At 56.4% G+C, this 16794-nt stretch carries 14 protein-coding genes; 5 read left to right on the top strand and 9 right to left on the bottom strand.

Annotated elements, in window-relative coordinates; genetic code table 11:
* Nucleotides 1-3: 3 nt before the first annotated feature.
* On the top strand, nucleotides 4-387 hold the full coding sequence (locus Poly51_RS25160) for a group I truncated hemoglobin (RefSeq protein ID WP_146461276.1): 384 nt from the start codon (nucleotides 4-6) through the stop codon (nucleotides 385-387).
* A gap of 24 nt (nucleotides 388-411) precedes the next feature.
* Nucleotides 412-912: a hypothetical protein gene (locus Poly51_RS25165; RefSeq protein ID WP_246114754.1), complete on the top strand. Its 501-nt coding sequence runs from the start codon at nucleotides 412-414 to the stop codon at nucleotides 910-912.
* 89 nt (nucleotides 913-1001) lie between these two features.
* Here the strand turns inward: Poly51_RS25165 and Poly51_RS25170 are convergent, their stop codons facing one another.
* The 4 genes from Poly51_RS25170 to Poly51_RS25185 form a co-directional block, all read right to left on the bottom strand.
* Nucleotides 1002-1994 (bottom strand): hypothetical protein, encoded by a 993-nt coding sequence (locus Poly51_RS25170; protein WP_246114755.1) that lies wholly within the window; start codon nucleotides 1992-1994, stop codon nucleotides 1002-1004.
* A gap of 395 nt (nucleotides 1995-2389) precedes the next feature.
* Entirely contained in the window at nucleotides 2390-4987 is a 2598-nt protein-coding gene (locus Poly51_RS25175) for a DUF1592 domain-containing protein (RefSeq protein WP_146461279.1), read from the bottom strand.
* Between the two features lie 18 nt (nucleotides 4988-5005).
* A complete protein-coding gene (locus tag Poly51_RS25180; protein WP_186775795.1) occupies nucleotides 5006-6286 on the bottom strand; it encodes a DUF1552 domain-containing protein in 1281 nt (426 codons plus the stop codon).
* Between the two features lie 129 nt (nucleotides 6287-6415).
* A complete protein-coding gene (locus Poly51_RS25185) occupies nucleotides 6416-7312 on the bottom strand; it encodes a helix-turn-helix domain-containing protein (protein WP_146461283.1) in 897 nt (298 codons plus the stop codon).
* 213 nt (nucleotides 7313-7525) lie between these two features.
* Here Poly51_RS25185 and Poly51_RS25190 point away from each other — a divergent pair, with 213 nt between their 5' ends.
* The gene (locus Poly51_RS25190) at nucleotides 7526-8185 is read left to right on the top strand and encodes a hypothetical protein (protein ID WP_146461286.1); all 660 of its coding nucleotides are present in this window, start codon (nucleotides 7526-7528) and stop codon (nucleotides 8183-8185) included.
* A 39-nt stretch (nucleotides 8186-8224) separates the two neighbouring features.
* Entirely contained in the window at nucleotides 8225-9448 is a 1224-nt protein-coding gene (locus Poly51_RS25195) for a lichenase (protein WP_146461288.1), read from the top strand.
* A gap of 66 nt (nucleotides 9449-9514) precedes the next feature.
* Here Poly51_RS25195 and Poly51_RS25200 read toward each other — a convergent pair whose 3' ends face one another.
* Both Poly51_RS25200 and Poly51_RS25205 read right to left on the bottom strand, forming a co-directional pair.
* Nucleotides 9515-10567, bottom strand: coding sequence for a vWA domain-containing protein (locus Poly51_RS25200; protein ID WP_146461290.1), 1053 nt, complete (start codon nucleotides 10565-10567; stop codon nucleotides 9515-9517).
* Nucleotides 10568-10839: 272 nt separating this feature from the next.
* A complete protein-coding gene (locus Poly51_RS25205; protein ID WP_146461292.1) occupies nucleotides 10840-12627 on the bottom strand; it encodes a 30S ribosomal protein S1 in 1788 nt (595 codons plus the stop codon).
* Nucleotides 12628-12956: 329 nt separating this feature from the next.
* On the opposite strand from Poly51_RS25205, the gene rpiB reads away from it, so the two are divergent.
* Nucleotides 12957-13439 (top strand): ribose 5-phosphate isomerase B, encoded by a 483-nt coding sequence (gene rpiB, locus Poly51_RS25210; RefSeq protein ID WP_146461294.1) that lies wholly within the window; start codon nucleotides 12957-12959, stop codon nucleotides 13437-13439.
* Nucleotides 13440-13566: 127 nt separating this feature from the next.
* On the opposite strand, the gene Poly51_RS25215 is transcribed toward rpiB, so the two are convergent.
* The 3 genes from Poly51_RS25215 to Poly51_RS25225 form a co-directional block, all read right to left on the bottom strand.
* Nucleotides 13567-14664, bottom strand: a complete 1098-nt coding sequence (locus Poly51_RS25215) for a hypothetical protein (RefSeq protein ID WP_146461296.1) — start codon at nucleotides 14662-14664, stop codon at nucleotides 13567-13569.
* A 258-nt stretch (nucleotides 14665-14922) separates the two neighbouring features.
* Nucleotides 14923-15726 (bottom strand): MBL fold metallo-hydrolase, encoded by an 804-nt coding sequence (locus tag Poly51_RS25220; protein ID WP_146461298.1) that lies wholly within the window; start codon nucleotides 15724-15726, stop codon nucleotides 14923-14925.
* Between the two features lie 142 nt (nucleotides 15727-15868).
* Nucleotides 15869-16762: an NAD-dependent epimerase/dehydratase family protein gene (locus tag Poly51_RS25225; RefSeq protein WP_146461300.1), complete on the bottom strand. Its 894-nt coding sequence runs from the start codon at nucleotides 16760-16762 to the stop codon at nucleotides 15869-15871.
* Between the last annotated feature and the right edge of the window lie 32 nt (nucleotides 16763-16794).

Here is a 16794-nt window from a genome sequence, read left to right on the forward strand (position 1 = left end):
GTTATGTCAGATGCGTCTGAAGCTTTATTTGATCGTTTAGGTGGCGTAACAGGCGTCACAAAAATCATTGACGAAATGTATCGACGTGTTTTGGAGGACGGGCTTCTGTCACCTTTCTTTGAAGGCGTACCGATGGATCGCCTGCGAAGTATGCAGTACCACTTTTTCGCCTCGGCGCTCGATGGGCCGTCGACTTACACCGGCGCCGAACTCAACTCGATCCATCACGGTCGCGGAATCACGGCTGTGCATTTCGCGAAATTCTGTGGTCACTTTGCCGATGCGATGGAGCACCAAGGTGCGTCTCGACGTGACGTCGACGACGCCCTGGCCCGGCTGGCTACCTATCGCGATAAGATCACCGGTGATTCGAACATAGACGGTTAAACCCGATGCCGGTGGAGCGTTGGCATGATCAAGTTTTTGCGGCTGCAACCTTCATTCACCATCGACACTTCGATGCCGGCCAAATCGGTCATCGAACGAATGCGGCTGGCGTTCAAGTCACCCGAACTGCAAGGGATGGCTGTCGCAGCATCGATGTGCGTTGACTACAAAATCGAGCAGCAGCATCGACGGTTTTGGTCGCCCCATCTTTCGGTCCAGGTCAGCGACACCGAGGCGGGATCCCGGCTGCATTGCCGATTTGCACCGCGTCCGGAAATCTGGACCATGTTCATGGCGATCTACTTCGTCGTTTTGATTTTAATGTTTGCCGCGTCGATCTACGGATATGTCCAGTGGTGGATGGGTGACACGCCGTGGACGTTGGTCGCGATCCCAATCGGCGCAGCGACCATTGCCGGGCTACACGTTGCCAGCCTTGTCGGCCAAAATTTGAGCACCGATCAAATGATACTCCTACGAGACCGACTGGAACGCACGTTGACGGTGGCCGAGGTGGCAACGTAAAAACCTTTCGTCCGAGCAAATACTCGAACGAAAGGCTTTTCATTGATGACAGGGCGTCGAGGAGCGGATATTTCCTCTCGCTGGAATTCTTAGTAGCGAAAGATCATTTCGAACTGCCAACGATCGCGGATGATGTCCTTAAAGGAAGTCAGCGGGAATTCGTAAGCGGCACCGGCTTCGAAGTTACCGTTGGGCTTGTACTTCAGACCCACGTTCTGTGTCACCAAGTCATTTCCGGTGACATTGGTGGCGTTCAGGTTCAAGAGATCTTCACCGGCAACCCCCAGTGGAAGACCAACGTTGGCGCTGTCGGTCCAATGACGCCACGAGAATTCCGTGAACGCGTAGGTTTGCTTCGTCATCCGCACGTCAAAGTGATTCAGCCAGTGAATCGATGTCGTTTGAACGTCGTTGTCGACCGGGAAAACGTAGCCGAACGAAGTCAGATAGTGCGCATTGCCACCGAGCAATCGTTGGCCGGCGGATGCAAACAGGTGGAACTCGCCATCACCAATCGCTTGCAACGCGTCTTCAGATCCCATCGGGATTTCGTAGGTGAAGCCGGCCGAAGCGAGCGTCCCCGTGTCTGCATTGCGAATCAGGTTGTACTTCAAACCCGCCGAAACGTCGGCCCAACCTGAATCGAGCAACCCATCCAGCGTTCCTTTGCTGCCGTCGACGATGTAGCCGTCTTTGACTGCGATCAAGCTCAACCGATCGGTCAGTGCCAATCGAAACTGCAACGCGTACAGTTGCAGATCACCGCCCGCGGGAATGTTGGCTGGGCCCAAAGTGTTGGGGAAGCGATGTTGGACGAAAATGGGTCGAAGTTCTGTCAGCGTCCGCGGGTCTTCGAAGAAGACAAAGTCGATCATCGGACTGATGAAGTCGTCAAAGCAATGATCGCTTGGCTTAATTAAACCGGCCAACAAACAATCGCGGTCGCCACAAGCCGCATCGAAAGCCGAAGCGTCACATGCTTGATCGCAAGCGACGTCGTCGAACCATCCGGCATCCGCCGGGGAAGCGGAAGCTTGCCATCCCGCTAATGCGACCAGAGCCGCGGTAAGTATATGTTTCATCGTAGTGTCCTCCGTCCTTGAATCGCCCGCTTGGCCGCACTCGTTGCAACTTTCTTCGCGAGACACGATTCCTATCGACCCATGCGGCGTGAGAAGCCGATCTTTCTCCTCGGTCCGACACGATCCGCAAATCTTTCCACAGCAAAGACTTGCGAACGCACCGGAGTGTGCATATCGGCACAAAAACACTTCGAAGTGCGCCCCAGTGGAACACTTTCAAGCAAGGGCGCGCGAAGTCATGTCCACCGAAATCGTCGCTTCGATGCGCGCGGAACGAACGATGGAAAAAAGCAGCATCGACAACGGGCAATGCAACCCGACCGAGCGACGATCGTGTTGAAGCGTTGTGCGTTCCACAAACGTGGTGCGAAAAAAACCGTAAACAACTGCACCGTTTACTTGGAACGAAACGATTCGCTTTGGACCACGGCAACGATCAGATCGGCAAATCCGTTGCCCCGTTGCCGCACGTCGGCGACGACGCGGTCGATCACCTTACGGTCGCCATAGTTCATCGACCGGCCCGTCGCATAGGTCAGTAGTTTGTCGGTCAGGCAGCGAGAAAAGATGTCGATATTTGCAATCAGGTATCGTTTCAGATCCGTCACATCGCCCAGTGGCGTTCCGTCCGGCAGCGTGCTGCTGGATTGGACCGGTAACCCGTTTGATGCGACGACTTTGTCGCCTTTTTTGATGTAGATCGGATAGAATTCTCGCCACCGGCCGACGGGATCATAGTTTTCAAGCACGAAGCCGGGCGGATCGATTCGCTCGTGACACCGAGCACAACTGGCGTCGGCCTTGTGTCGATCCAACAGTTCGCGAATCGATTTCGCACCCGTTGTATCAGGCTCGATGGCAGGCACGTTCGCCGGTGGTGGCGGAGTCGGCATTCCGAAAACGTTCTCTAACATCCAAGCGCCACGTAACACGGGTTGAGTATCGACGCCGTTGGCGGTTGCCATCAGCACACTGGCCTGAGTCAGGATGCCACCGCGACGTCCGCCGCGCGGGATGTCTACCCGTGTCATTTTCTCAGAGTTTGAGAACTTGATCTCGTACAGCTTCGCGTTGCGACGATTGAGGTAGGTGAAATCGGGATCGATGAAGGTCTCAATCGAGAGATTTTGATTCAGTATCTCTGCGACGAAAAGTTGCGTTTCATCCGTGACTGCTCGCAGATCTTTGTCGGTCCACTTCAATAACCGCACGTCGGGCATGATTTGTGGCAATAGTCGCAGGTCGAGCCATTGTCCGACGAACGAATCAAGGAAATGCTTTACCTTGTTGTGCTGGAGCAAGCGACGCGTTTGCTGTTCAAGTACATCGGGATTGGAAAGCCTGCCGTTGGCAGCAAGTTCGCGAAGCACATCGTCCGGCGGGCTGCTGGTTAAAAAGTAGCTCAGCCGCGCGGCGAGGTCGAAGTCGTCCAGCGGGCCGACGCGATACTCCCGAAACAGAAAACTTGGCGAGCAGAGTGCCGCGCGAAGTGCGAGGTGAAGCCCGTCTTCCAAACGGCCGCGTTGGGCCGCGTGAGACATCGCGATCGAAACATACTTGTTCAATTGGGCATCGGTTGCCGGTCGCCGGAACACCTTGTCCAGCACCGGTCGCAGGACGTCCCGAGCGTAAGACGCGTCGTCGCGAGGGTTCCCTTTGCCCAGGAAACGTTCCGTACGCCGTCGTTGCTGGACGACCGATTTATCCTCGATCACTCGCGTCGGCCCAACGACGGACATCTGGTGAATTTCGATGCACGGCCCCCGAAAGAAACTCATGCAGTCCATCGTTTCAACCGTGTCGACATTCCGGCGGGCCATCTCGATCGCAAAGGCCTTCACCTGCGCCGAATCCGGATCGAACGACGCGACATCGAGCCCACCTTTCGTCCGTATTTCTTGGATGCGTTTCCACCACGACCATCCGCGATCGGATCGTTGATAGCCGGCCTTCATCCACGCCGCGCCCAGTTCGGGGTCTTCGCGAAACGCTTCCAACAACTGGCCCGAGATCCGTTCCAAACTTGAGGCGTTATCGACCTTGTCGCTTCTCAGCGGCGAGTTTTCATAGTGAACGACCAGCGTTTGGCCGCGTTCTAGTTCCACCGTTGCTCGGAACGTCTCGGGGGCATCGCCTTCGATCCGAAATTCGGCCAGTAACGGCAGTGAACTGGCTCTTTCGTAGGCGTTGCCGGCCGCATAGTGAGCAAGCAGTTGGACGATCGGAACGTGGCCCTTGGTCGGCTTGAATGATGAGAGAGTGACCTCGACGTCATAGACGCCGCCGACAATCGCTTCGAACCGGTTCGGCCAAACCGAACCGCGTGCCAGCGGATCGCTGGAGTTCGCCATTCGAAGGACGCCGTCAATTTCGTGACCGGTCGTAAAGTTCAACGTAAAGTCACCGGGGCCAATCTGGAAACTCTGGGGCTCGACTTTGACGGTCGCTCGAATCGGTGGAAGCACCAGATCAGCCGCGACCGCCGCCATCTCGACATACTGTGCCATCAGCGGAGGTGAGAGCATCAGCCCTTCACCAACGTTGTCGAAGCCGTGCAATTCGGTGTCGGCCGGAAACGATGTCGGAACCGAAAACGGGATCCCCAGCACATCGCGCACCGTGTTTTCGTATTCTTCGCGATTGAGCCGCCGCAGTACTGTGCCACCGGGACGAACGTGTTTCGTAAGTGTGTCATCCAACCAAGTAACAAAGTTGGCGACTTCATCATCAGAGGGTTGGTCTTCGTCGACCGGCGGCATCTCTCGCGAACGCATGACGTCGTAGACCCGAGTCCATCGTTGCGGCGTGGATGGGTCGCCCCAATCGAGGCTGTCACCATCAAGAACAATCTCACCACTCGCCGCATCGGCACCGTGACAATCCAAACAGTATTTCCCGAGAAAGGTTTCGGCGACCATTCCCGACGGTTCGTCACCCATGACCGACCCGAGGAAGGACATCACGGCGACGGCGAAACAAAACCTTCTATCCATGGGTCGACCCTTTGCGAATCAAAGCAAGTACTCGTTCATGTTTCGATTCGCCTTCACGAACCGCTGCTCTTCCAACCCCATCGATTCCATGACGGTTAAGAAAAGATCGCCAAGCAGCGGAGTCGAGCGAGATGCATCGCTTCGATCGATCGAGTGATGAACGCCATGTTTGAAACCGCCGCCGGCGAGCAGGATCGGTAAGTGGCTATTGTTGTGCGTATTCGCATCGCCCATTCCGCTCCCAAAAAGCACGGCAGTGGTTTCCAGCAGCGGTCGCCCTTCGACGTCTTTCTTTTCGTTCAATTGCCGTAGAAAGTTTCCGAAACGCCGGACGTGCTCGGCGCCGACGCGGTTGAAATCCGCGATCTTCGACGGGTCGTTGCCGTGATGGGAAAGCCCGTGATACCCGGCGCTCAGTTTTTCGCCGTCGATGGTGAAGACTTGGCCTTGCCCCGGCGCGATGAACGAGATCACTCGCGTCGAATCAGTTTCCAATGCGAGTGCCATCAGGTCATACATGATGCTCTCGCACTCCAACGACAGATCCGGCGCGACGGGATCAAAATCGGGCAGCTCGAATGTCACCTTCGGCGTCGGCACATCAAGCCAATCGCGTTGTTTTTGGAGCTTCTTTTCCACTTCGCGCACGGACGTGAAATACTCGTCAAGTTTCGCCGCATCGCGAGCGTTGACCTGACGCTGAAAGACACTCGCTTCGTCCAAGGCAAGATCCAGCACACTGCCGCCGCTGTCCAACAGATAGCCCATGCGGGCTTTGTCGGTTCCCGAACGAAAGAGGTGACCGAACAGAACACTTGGACGACCGATCGCTGGCAATGCGATGCCTTCCTTGGTGAAGCTCATTCGCCCTTCGGCACCCGATCCGCAGGTGACCTGCAGCGATTCGAAACGAGTCTGATCGCCGATCGACTTCGCCACGATTTGATCCAATGAAATTCCTGGTGTGCCTTTGCCCGTCAGGTAGTTTTTCCAGTTCTGGTGCCCGTTGGGGGCCCGGTGGTCAAGTCCCGAAAACACCGAGAACTCGTTTCGCAGATCCTCCAGCGGCTTCAACACCGGTGACATTGTGTAGTCGCGTCCCTGCTCGGACGGTGAAAAACTTGGCAAGTGGAAACCAAGATAGGTCCCGATCGTGACCAGTCGCTTCGTCCGCGGCGACGACACCGCCGCGGCCGTCGCACGTCGTGGCGAAATGGACTCCAACATCGGAAGCGCGAGCGCAAGTCCTGATCCTCTCAGAATTCTGCGACGATCGACCAACGGGGAAGCGGTACTCATGAATGCGTGCCGTTGAGTTCGACGGAGATTCTCACGAAAAAACGTGACGTGTAACTGCCCCATCATACACACAACACCGGTGGCAATCGTCGATCGACCGCTGCAAGCAACTAGGAGTCCGCTACGGCACTACGTGACGCCGCGGAATCGTGATCGATAGTCACGAGGTGTGGTCGAACGTCGTTTTCGAAACTGGCGGTTGAAATTCGATAGGTTCGCGAATCCGGACTGGTTGCAGATCGCTAAGATCGATTCATCCGTATCGGTCAACAGTCGGCATGCCAACCCGATTCGCAGTTCGCTAATGTAAGCCAACGGTGTGCGTCCGGTCGATTGCCGGAAGAATCGCGTGAACGCCGACGGGTTCATATCAATCAAATCCGCCAAGTCCATTTGAGTCAGATCGGAATCGGCAAGATGGTTCGCAATGTGGTCACAAACCGTTTGAATCTTTGTCTCGGCTGCACGACGCGCCGGTGAAACGCGTGCAGCTGATCCGTTGCGTGAATCGAAGGACTGCGTCGACAGCGGAACCGGATCATCATAGATCGACAATTCGTGCAGGATCGAAAACAGCCCAAGCAAACGTTTCGCCCCCTTGGTTGTTACCAACGCCTCCATCTGCGCTCCGACACGGTGAGCTACTTCGGCTGGGTACCACAGACCTTGCTGCGAGCGTTTCAGTAAGGCGTCGATTCGAGCCATCTCGCCGCACTCGAAAAATTCGACCCCGAGAAACTCAGGGTGGAATTGCAGAACGATCGCATGGTGTCGGTCACTCGCCTTCCCGAGGTATTCATCAGACGCCCATGTATGGGGAATTTGCGATCCGATCAGCACCAGATCGTGGTCGGTGTAGCTGCCGATGTGATCGCCAACGATTCGAGACCCTGAACCAATGGGCACGTAAGTCAGCTCGATTTCGGGATGCCGATGCCACTTTGCCGGTGATCGCAATTCTGAACGATCGAAGCATCGAAATGATTCGCCAGTTCGCGGGACCAGCTTTTCGAAAGTCGGCTTCATGGTTCTCGAAAAAGTCGAACGAAACGGGGGCTCAAGATTGGCCTTACCCCCCCATATTACTCGTTTAGCTTCTGATTAAACGGAAAAAAACGATTCTGCGCACAAAAGATATCGTTTTGGGTGCCATTCGAGGTGGACGCGAGTTCACAGAGCAAGCAGAATCAACACCAGCGAGAAAAATTAACTCGAAAACGGTTACGTGAAAGAAAGAATATGAATACGAATCGAAAACTAATTTGCATCGGGGCGTCAGTATGCGTTTTTGCCGTGGCATCTCTTTTCGCTGGCAACGAAGCTCGGGCTGATTTGATACTTTTTGAGAATACGGTTCAGCACGGAGGACTTTTCGCGAACGGAACTGCCGCGATCGATACCTTTGCAGGCGATACTGTTATCAAGTTCACACCAGTCGGAAATTATAGGAGTGGCGGACTAGAGTTTTACGGCGGCAAGGCGTTGGTAATTCCGGCCGGGGAAACGCTTTTGAAGGTATCAGCGTATTCAACTGACTCAGGCAACATGAATGGATTTACCATTAATATGAGCACCGGAAGCTTCAACCTGGGAACGGACAGTTGGACATTGGATGGGAATCCAGGGGCGATCAATGCATTCTCGGGAGGTGCGTGGCACGAATTGGAGTTCGACTTAAGCACTGTCGCCGGTTTCGTTTCCGGCACATCCATACTGAATGGATTGGTAACTTTTAAAACCAACACAAGCCAGAATCCCGTCTATTTTCGAAACATCAGTCTCGCAACCGCAGCCGCCGTCCCTGAAGCATCCTCGATTGCGATGGCAGCGTTGGGAGGTGCGGGTGTGATCTTTCAAATGCGTCGTCGCAAGAAAGCGAAGACTACGTCGGTGGTTTAGTACGCGTTCTCACTCTTTCTGCTTGATCGTTTGAATCGAATGAAAAACGAACTCCAAGGCATCATCGCGGTCGCGATGATGCCTTTTCTTTTTGGTTGCTCGCTTGCTGTTGCACAAGACACTCCGGCGATTGCAAGTGCATCGGCGAAGGCTCGTTTCGACTACGAACTGGTCTTCGATAGCGACTTTTCGAAGCCCGATGTGCTGGATCCGAAAACCGGCCTGTGGCGGCGTGAGACCATGACCGTCAGCAACAATTCCGGACAGCACCGTCAAGCCGAGGGGCGACGTCACGCGGCGTGGTACGACTCGTACCCGACAGAGACGGCGTCGCTTGAAGACGGTGTTTTGGTCCAGCGAGGATTCGTTGCCGACGCCGATCTCGACGACTTCACCAGCCGCGACGCCGGCGCGGCTGCTCGCAATTTTGCTTACACGGACCCGGACCCCCGGGATGCTCGGTTGGGCGAGGTCAATTTCGCCGACTTCGAAATCCATACGTCCTGGTTCGATACCTTCGCGGTGAAATCGGTCGACGGAAAACAGGTTCCGGTGGAACGCACGGACGAATTGCTTCCCAAAGGTGGCTACTGGGGACAGCCGGGAAAGACGGACACGTTGTCGCCGAATATTTCGTTTGAACCGGGAACCTTCTTTGAAATCGAAGTCAATTTCGAAGGAATGGAAGCTCTCTCGCATCGCCATTCCTTTTGGTTGATGCCGGCCAAAGAGCAAGGCCTCGCTTACGATGACGATCATCGCAACGGGCTGGAAATTGATATCTACGAGCACGAAATGGTCGTCGCCCCGGACCAGGTTCCCGATTCAGGGGACAACCCGAACGAGGTAATGCTGATGAAGTGCATTGGTGGCAAGACAACGCCGCCGTCAACGGTGAATGAACTTCGAAGTGACGGCAAGACATCGATTCACTCGCCAGGGATCAACCAGGGCTGGCACAAAGTCGGACTGCTATGGACGAACGAAATTTTGATTTGGTTCATTGATGGGCAGGCAGTGGTGCGCGATCGGAAACTGGTACCTCAAGTGCCGATGTATCTGATTCTTTCACGCGAAGCCAACACGGGGGCGGGACTCTCGTCGGACGGTCAAAACCTGAAAGCCGATGGCGATCGCATTCCCGTTGACGCTGGGCTTTATGGACGTAACGTCGCCACGCCTGCAAACCGTGACTTGATCAAACAAGGTCGCGACGATGTGAAGGTACGTTCGGTACGTGCTTGGAAATTGACGCCCCGGTAAAACGCTGCAGTCGCCCTTCTTGCCCCTGCGACGCCGTTCGCAGGGTGTGCTGCCCAAGTGCTTTAGTCAAGCGTTGCTCTTCTTATTACGCGCTCGACGCCTGATGCTTACAACGACGCCAAATCCGATACAGCAGGCCGCGAACGTCGTTGGTTCGGGTACGGCAGCGACCCCCAGCACGGTGAACTCGGCGGAGCGGACGACTCCGCTTGTGCCGGTGACTTGTGCTGTAAAGACGTTGGCACCCAGTCCAATATTTCCAGTTACCGCGAAACTGCCATCCAGATCGGTTGGGACGTCGGACAGGCGGCTTCCATCTGGCAAGATTACATCCAATCGTTCAACAGAATCGAAATTGTCAAAGATGCTGATCAGCTGATTTTCGAAGTTGGTCGCATTTGCGATATTCGCCAGGGCTCCCATGCCAGCATCAGCGAACAATTGCAGACTTGTCAGGTTCGATCCAGGCAGTCCAACGACGCTAACCGTATCAATGCGGTCACTTGCGAGACTGCCCGCGATCGCGTCGGCTACGTCCTGGGCAGTTTGACGTCTGCCATTTCCATCTGCCGCGTTGGGCCGACCATCCGAAATGAGCACGACGTTCTGGTTGCGATTGGCGATCGGATCTAAATCAGTGAGTTGGCCAGCGGCGTTGAAGATAGCACCCTCGATGTCAGTCGTTCCGAAACGCCGAAGTCCACCCAGGGAATCGAGTAGGATCTGCCGGTTGTCGCTCTCGCCAATGATTCGGACGGGCGACAATACATCAGTTCTTGCCGAAAAGGACGATACGCCAAGCCGAATGCGTCCGTCCAAGTCTTGAATCAGGCGCTGTGCCGCAAACAACGCCCAATCCCCAATCTGCTGGCCGCCATTTGGGGCCGTCTGGCCTGTGTCGAGCGTCATGGTTCCGGAATCGTCGATCATCAGAATCGCGTCGTAAAATCCACCAACCATGCCACTGGCCGTATAGTCGATTGTCGCGTCTGGCCCCAATACGATTGTCGGCGTGCTGGCAGCGGCCCAATCGACACTTACCTGGGCAAAGAGACATCCCTGATCGAGCCCAACGAAGCCTAACATCAAGATCAAAGCTACGCGAAAATATCGAACCATGACCACGACCTCAACAGGGAACTGGGCGAAATGAGCAAGCTAGGCGAAAGCTAAAGCAGGATGATAGATTTCACTGCAGCCCGCGCCAACCACTGTAAGGGGGGTACATTCTCGGGGTGCCTGGACCGAACGGATGCGCAGGGGCGAAAGGGGTCGCGAGAAGAGAAGGTCAAGGGCGGAGAGAAAGAATTTGACCGTCATCCACCAACGAAAAGAGGCCCGCCATTGCTGACGGGCCTCTCTTTTTGAACTCTAACTGTTCGCGACTGCGACTATTCGCTGGTCGGGATCAGTGGGCCTTCGCCGCTGCCCAGACCACCCTTCAAGTCGCCTGCTTCCATTGGCGTCGGCATACCGGCGGCTTCGGCTTCGGCGGCCGCCTTCTCTTGCTCTTCGCCCCATTCGACTCGTTTGAGCGAAAGGCCGATCTTGCGTTCGTCGGTGTCGACGCGAAGGACTTTAACCTCGATCGGGTCGCCGACTTTGACGACTTCTTCGGGGTCTTCGACCTTGTGTTCGGCAAGTTCGCTGATGTGCAGCAAGCCTTCCAGGCCATCTTCCAAACCGATGAAGACACCGAAGTTGGTGATCTTCGTGACGGTTCCCTTGACCAATTGGCCGGGTTGGTAGTTGTCTGGAATGTCGCCATCCCAGGGGTCGTTATCGAGTTGTTTTAGACCCAGTGCAATTCGGCGACGTTGTTCGTCGACGCTGAGCACGCGGCAAGCGATCTCTTGGCCCTTTTCCAGCATTTCGCTTGGATGACCGATCTTGCGAGTCCAGGACATGTCCGAAACGTGCAGCAAGCCGTCGATGCCTTCTTCCAATTCGATGAAAGCACCGTAATTGGTGAGGTTTCGCACCTTGCCGGTGACGTCCTGGCCTTCGGGATAACGCGAGATGACCTCGTCCCAAGGGTTCTTCTGGGTTTGCTTCATACCCAGCGACAACTGTTGGCCTTCGGGATCGACGCCCAGGATTCGGACTTCGATCGCGTCGCCGATGTTGACCAGTTCGCTGGGGTGATTGACCCGTTTGGTCCACGACATTTCCGAAATGTGGACCAGACCTTCGATGCCCGGTTCCAACTTGACGAACGCACCGTAGGACATGACGTTGACGACTTCGCCGTTGAAGTCGGCACCGACAGGGTACTTCGTTTCGATGTTTTCCCAGGGGTTGCGGTCCTTTTGCTTCAGACCCAAAGCAATCTTTTGCTTTTCGCGGTCGATGTGCAGGACCTTGACTTCGATTTCTTGGTCGATCGAAACCATTTCGGTCGGGTGACCGATGCGTTCCCAAGCCATATCGGTGATGTGCAGCAATCCGTCGATGCCGCCCAGGTCGACGAACGCACCGAAGTCGGCGATGTTCTTGACGATCCCCTTGCGGATCTGGCCGACTTCCAGCTCTTTCATCAAGTACGCGCGATCTTCTTCGCGTTGACGTTCGATCAGCGATCGGCGGCTGATGACGATGTTTCGGCGGGTGTCGTCGATCTTCAGCACTTCGGCCTGGATGACGCGACCGATGAAATCGCCGATGTCGCCGGGGCGTCGAATGTCGACTTGTGAACCGGGCAGGAAGACGTTCACGCCAATATCGACAAGCAATCCGCCCTTGATCTTGCGGATGACCGTGCCGGTGACGACTTGGCCTTCGCTGATCTCGCCGATGATTTTTTCCCACTCGATGATCTTCTCAGCTTTATTTTTGCTGAGCGAGATCATGCCGTAGGGGTCGTCGGCGGCACCAAGTTCGTCCTCCATCTCTTCGATCAGGACTTTGACCGTATCGCCAACCTTGGGCGCGTCCTCTTCGGGACCCCATTCGTTGACGTTGACGGTGCCTTCACTCTTGAATCCGACGTCAATCAGCACCCATTCGTCGTTGATCTCGACGATCTTGCCGTCAACGATTTCACCTTGGGCGTAATCCTGCTGGTCTTGCTGGAGATACTCCAGCAGCCATTCCTCGGCTTCTTCTTCCGGTGCGAGGATCGCCAATTCGTTGGTGATATCGTCGTCGTCGAGGTTTCGAATGAGGTTGCGGTTGACCATAACTTGTTGTGTGTTCCAGTACGTTTGAGCGGTTTCGGTTCAGACAGACGACCAGAGTCGCCGAAAGGGCTCGGGGGGGTTAGAGAGCGGAATAAAACGTGTCGTCGCCTAGCGATGCGCCAGCGCCTAGCCGGGTAAGGTATCAAAGCAGAAAAAACGTCACAACAGCTAACGTCGCAGTTTCACGGCAAATTGTGACCAACGGGTCCCCGCGGGTTCCCCCGCCTGCGGAACGCGCCGCCGAACCTAACCCGTAGACCGACCGGCATCGGTGTGAAAAGATGCAGGGGTACTGCGACGAGAAACCTAGGAACAAGAATCGAGATCCGATGGCTGCCACTTTTCCGCTCCGCATCGCCCTGGGTGGCGACCACGCTGGCTTTCCATTGAAAGAAGTCGTTGCCGCGAGACTGGGTAGCCAGGTCACGCAGATGACGGATTGTGGCACGCACGACACGTCCAGCTGCGATTACCCCGATTTCGCGATCGCGGTGGCTCGCGAGATCGTCCAGGGCCGAGCCGACCGAGGAATCGTCATTTGCGGCTCGGGCGTCGGCGTCAGCGTTGCGGCGAACAAAATCCCCGGCATCCGCGCGGCGATCTGCCACGACACCTATTCGGCACACCAGGGTGTCGAGCACGATGACATGAATGTCCTGTGCATTGGCGGACGTATCATCGGCAGCGAATTGGCATTCGCGATCATCGACAGCTTCCTGGCCGCAAAATACGAGCCCCAGGAACGACACCAACGGCGACTCGACCAAGTGCTTGAGATCGAGCGATTGGGCCTGGGGATCTTCCAAGCCTGATCCTACCGCTTTCAAGCATTTTCATCGTTGAAGTAGCTACCATCGCCAGAGGGTGGAGCACGTTCTGGCGTAAGCAGCTACTTTTTGGGACGCCTTCTGGGACGCCCAGGTCAATTCTCAAAATGTTCTAGTGCCGGCGGTTGAAGAGATCGGGGCTGAACGGATCAGCGACCTGTGGCAATCGTGCCGGTGCACGCCGGTTCTCGATGGCCTGAATTTCTTCGGGCGATGGATCAACAGCGATGTCCTCGTCGATTGCGATTTCATCCACCACGTTTGCGGTTTCGGCCGCGTGGACCGGACGCTGGGCGACGTAGGTGTCCGAACTCACGCCGCCACCGGATCGAGCCACCGCGGTCAGCCAAATTTTGATCGCTTCGACCGCTTTGGCATGCCGAGGATCCAAAGGCGCCGTCGTGCCACCGTGAGCCGAAACGGCTTTGGAAAGCAGTTCGCTGTCGAGCGGTGAGTCGCGGTCGACGAATGATAAGGTGGCCGAAAGATTCTCGCGTGTCATCCGCGACGACGCGCGGGATCCGGCCCCGGGTACGTCCATCGACCAAGGGCGGCCGACTTCGCTCGCGTGACAATTGCCGCAGCGATTGATCAGCGTCGGCTGGATGTTGGTGGCGAAAAAACGCAGCATCTGTAAATCGACACCCGACATGTCCACTTCCGCGTCATGGCTGACTTGGTCGACTTCGGGCGTTTGGACAACGGGCACCGAACGGGTGACCTGCCGCGTCGCACGGGTGATTTGAGCTTCGATTGAGTGGGCCAGCGGATGGTTGGGGTCAATCGATTTGGCAGCTTTCCATTCCTTCGCGGCCAAGTCAAACAAGTCGTAGCGAATACACCACTGGGCGTCGGCCAGATGGTTGGAAACGTCGTCCCGCGTTCGATGATCGACGCGATACCTATAAAGATCGCGCAGAGAGTTGGCCCAGCAGGCGACGTCTTGCCTAGGCAACTGCACTTCGCTGGCGTTGCCGTCCCGAATGACGACAAATTGGCCCAACTGGTGAGCCTGGCCGAACAGAACGTTCCCGTTATGCAGCAGGACGCACGGGCGATCCACGTTTAACGCGACCGAACGTCGCGTTACCGAATCAATCCCGGCACCGACTGTTGGAGACTGGGCGTCGGATGCCGAAATCGGCAAGACCGTGAAGGCCCCCAACGCAATCGTAAATACGACCTCTCGCTTGATTTTTCTTTTCGCCATAGTGCCGCTGGGAGTACCAAGTTTGCACCCTTGCAGTCAATGGAACTCGTCAAGAGCTTGATGAAAGTATGCGATGGCCCGGTATAACGATAATCCCGACGAATCTCGCCTCCTCAGTACTCAAGAAGTCAGACAATACCTGCCATCCGTTGGCACCCCTAGCAAGGAAGTCTGGAGGGAGGCATGTTTCGAAACGCCAAAATCAATCGCCCTTCGAAGGAACCTTGGTCTTTCAGCATCGACGATCGAAACTCTGCCTCAGGGATTGGAGGGATCCAGACCTTCGGGCAGCTTCCCGTCGGCGACTTCGTCTTCCCATTCGTCCATCAGCGGCCATCCTTCGGCGAGCGTGCCGAAATCGGCCATCTTCAAGTAGCCGCGTACTCGATCGATCGTGCGGTTCATGAAGTCCCGATCGTTGCGGAAAATCGGACCGTGGCTGGGGGCCAACCACTTCACGTCACTATCGCGAATGCGTTCGAGCGACTGAACAAACGCCTTGATATCGCTGCCGTGGTGAGCGTCGATCGCTCCGATGCAACCATCGCGATAGATATTGTCGCCGCTAAGCAGCACGTCGCCGGTCCGAAACGCCAATTGGCTGTCCGTGTGACCGGGGGTATGCCAGACCTCAAGCTCCAGCGACCCGACCTTGATGATGTCACCATCGTTGACCTGATGTTCAATCTCAACCGGCGGCATCTCGAGTTTCAAATTCTGGGCCGTGATCTCGGCCAGCGTGATCAGCGTGTCGCCGGTTTGCAGCGGCACGACCGCGTTGGGGTGCGCCGTCACAGTCGTTTTCAACAACGATTTCGCCTTGGCGAGTCCCTGGATGTGATCCACGTCGGCGTGCGTTGCGACCAGCGTCTTGCATCGCGAAAGCGGGAAATCGAGCTGGCGAATGATCTCGACAAAGTCCTCGACCGTTTCTTCGTATCCGATGTCGATCAGCAACCACTCGTCGGCGTTGTAGACCAGGTAAACATTGCATCCCAAGACTTCCCCGGCTTGGAAATTGAGTTCGATGACACCAGGAAAAATCGGCTTGTGAGTCAGCATGGTCGACAAGTGAGAGGCGTGCGGGAGAGATAAGGCCGGAGTATCCATTGAGGATATCGGACGGGGCCGTATTGTAGGACGTGACCCAACGATGCGAACACCCCGCACGCTGCCAGCGGCCGTTTCGACTGCCAAGCACTGCTCAGCCAAGCACTGCTCCACCCATCACTTGGGCCAAGCCCTCGCGGAACGTGGGGTATTTCAACCGGTTCACCAGTTCGGACTTCATCCGCCGATTCCACACCCGTTTGTCACCGTCGCTTCGCATCCGCGTCGATGCGTCGGCGGGCGGGTCGATAAAGACGGGGTCGGGAGCGTCGATTTCACGAGCGATTCGTCGATAGAAGTCCACGCGGGGCGTCGGTTTATCATCGCTAACCACGTACATCCGCCGCCGCAAAGAACCGTCGCTGCGTCCCCACACCGCCATGACTGCGGTGGCCGCATCGTCGACGTGGATCAAATTCAGATGCCCACCCCCGTGGCTGGAAAAGCCCGGGATCGAAATCGGCCGACCGGCCGCCACGTCCCCGGCCCGGGGTACCCGCCCGGGTCCGTAAATTCCTGATAGACGCAAGATCGACCAAGGCGACTGGGGACGCATCCGGTGGAGCATCGATTCGGCCTGCAAGTGGACGCGGCCGCCTTCGCGGCTGGGCCGGGTCGGCGATCTCTCGTCGACCCACACGCCGTCGGTTTGGTGATAGACGCCGGTCGTGCTGATGTAGCAGACGTCGACGTTGGGTGGCAAAACGGACAACAGATTCGTCAGGCCCCCGACCTGGCTGTCGTACCGCGAAATTCGGCTGGTTCGATCGTAGCTGACCGCGACCAGCACCCGATCCACTTCTGGCAATCGGGCACACATTCGTCGATCGGTCCAATCCAGCCGAATCGGAGTGACCTCGCCTCCCCAGGCCGGGCCGACGGTGCTGGGATCGCGGGATGTGGCATAGACGGTGTGCCCCGCCGCCACGGCTTGCCGCCCGACTCGTTTACCCAAGTACCCGTGTCCGACGATCAATGTACGATTCATAGCGAAAGCTGGGGTGACAGGCTGGGGACATC

This window comes from Rubripirellula tenax, from assembly GCF_007860125.1.
GTDB classification, from domain to species: domain Bacteria; phylum Planctomycetota; class Planctomycetia; order Pirellulales; family Pirellulaceae; genus Rubripirellula; species Rubripirellula tenax.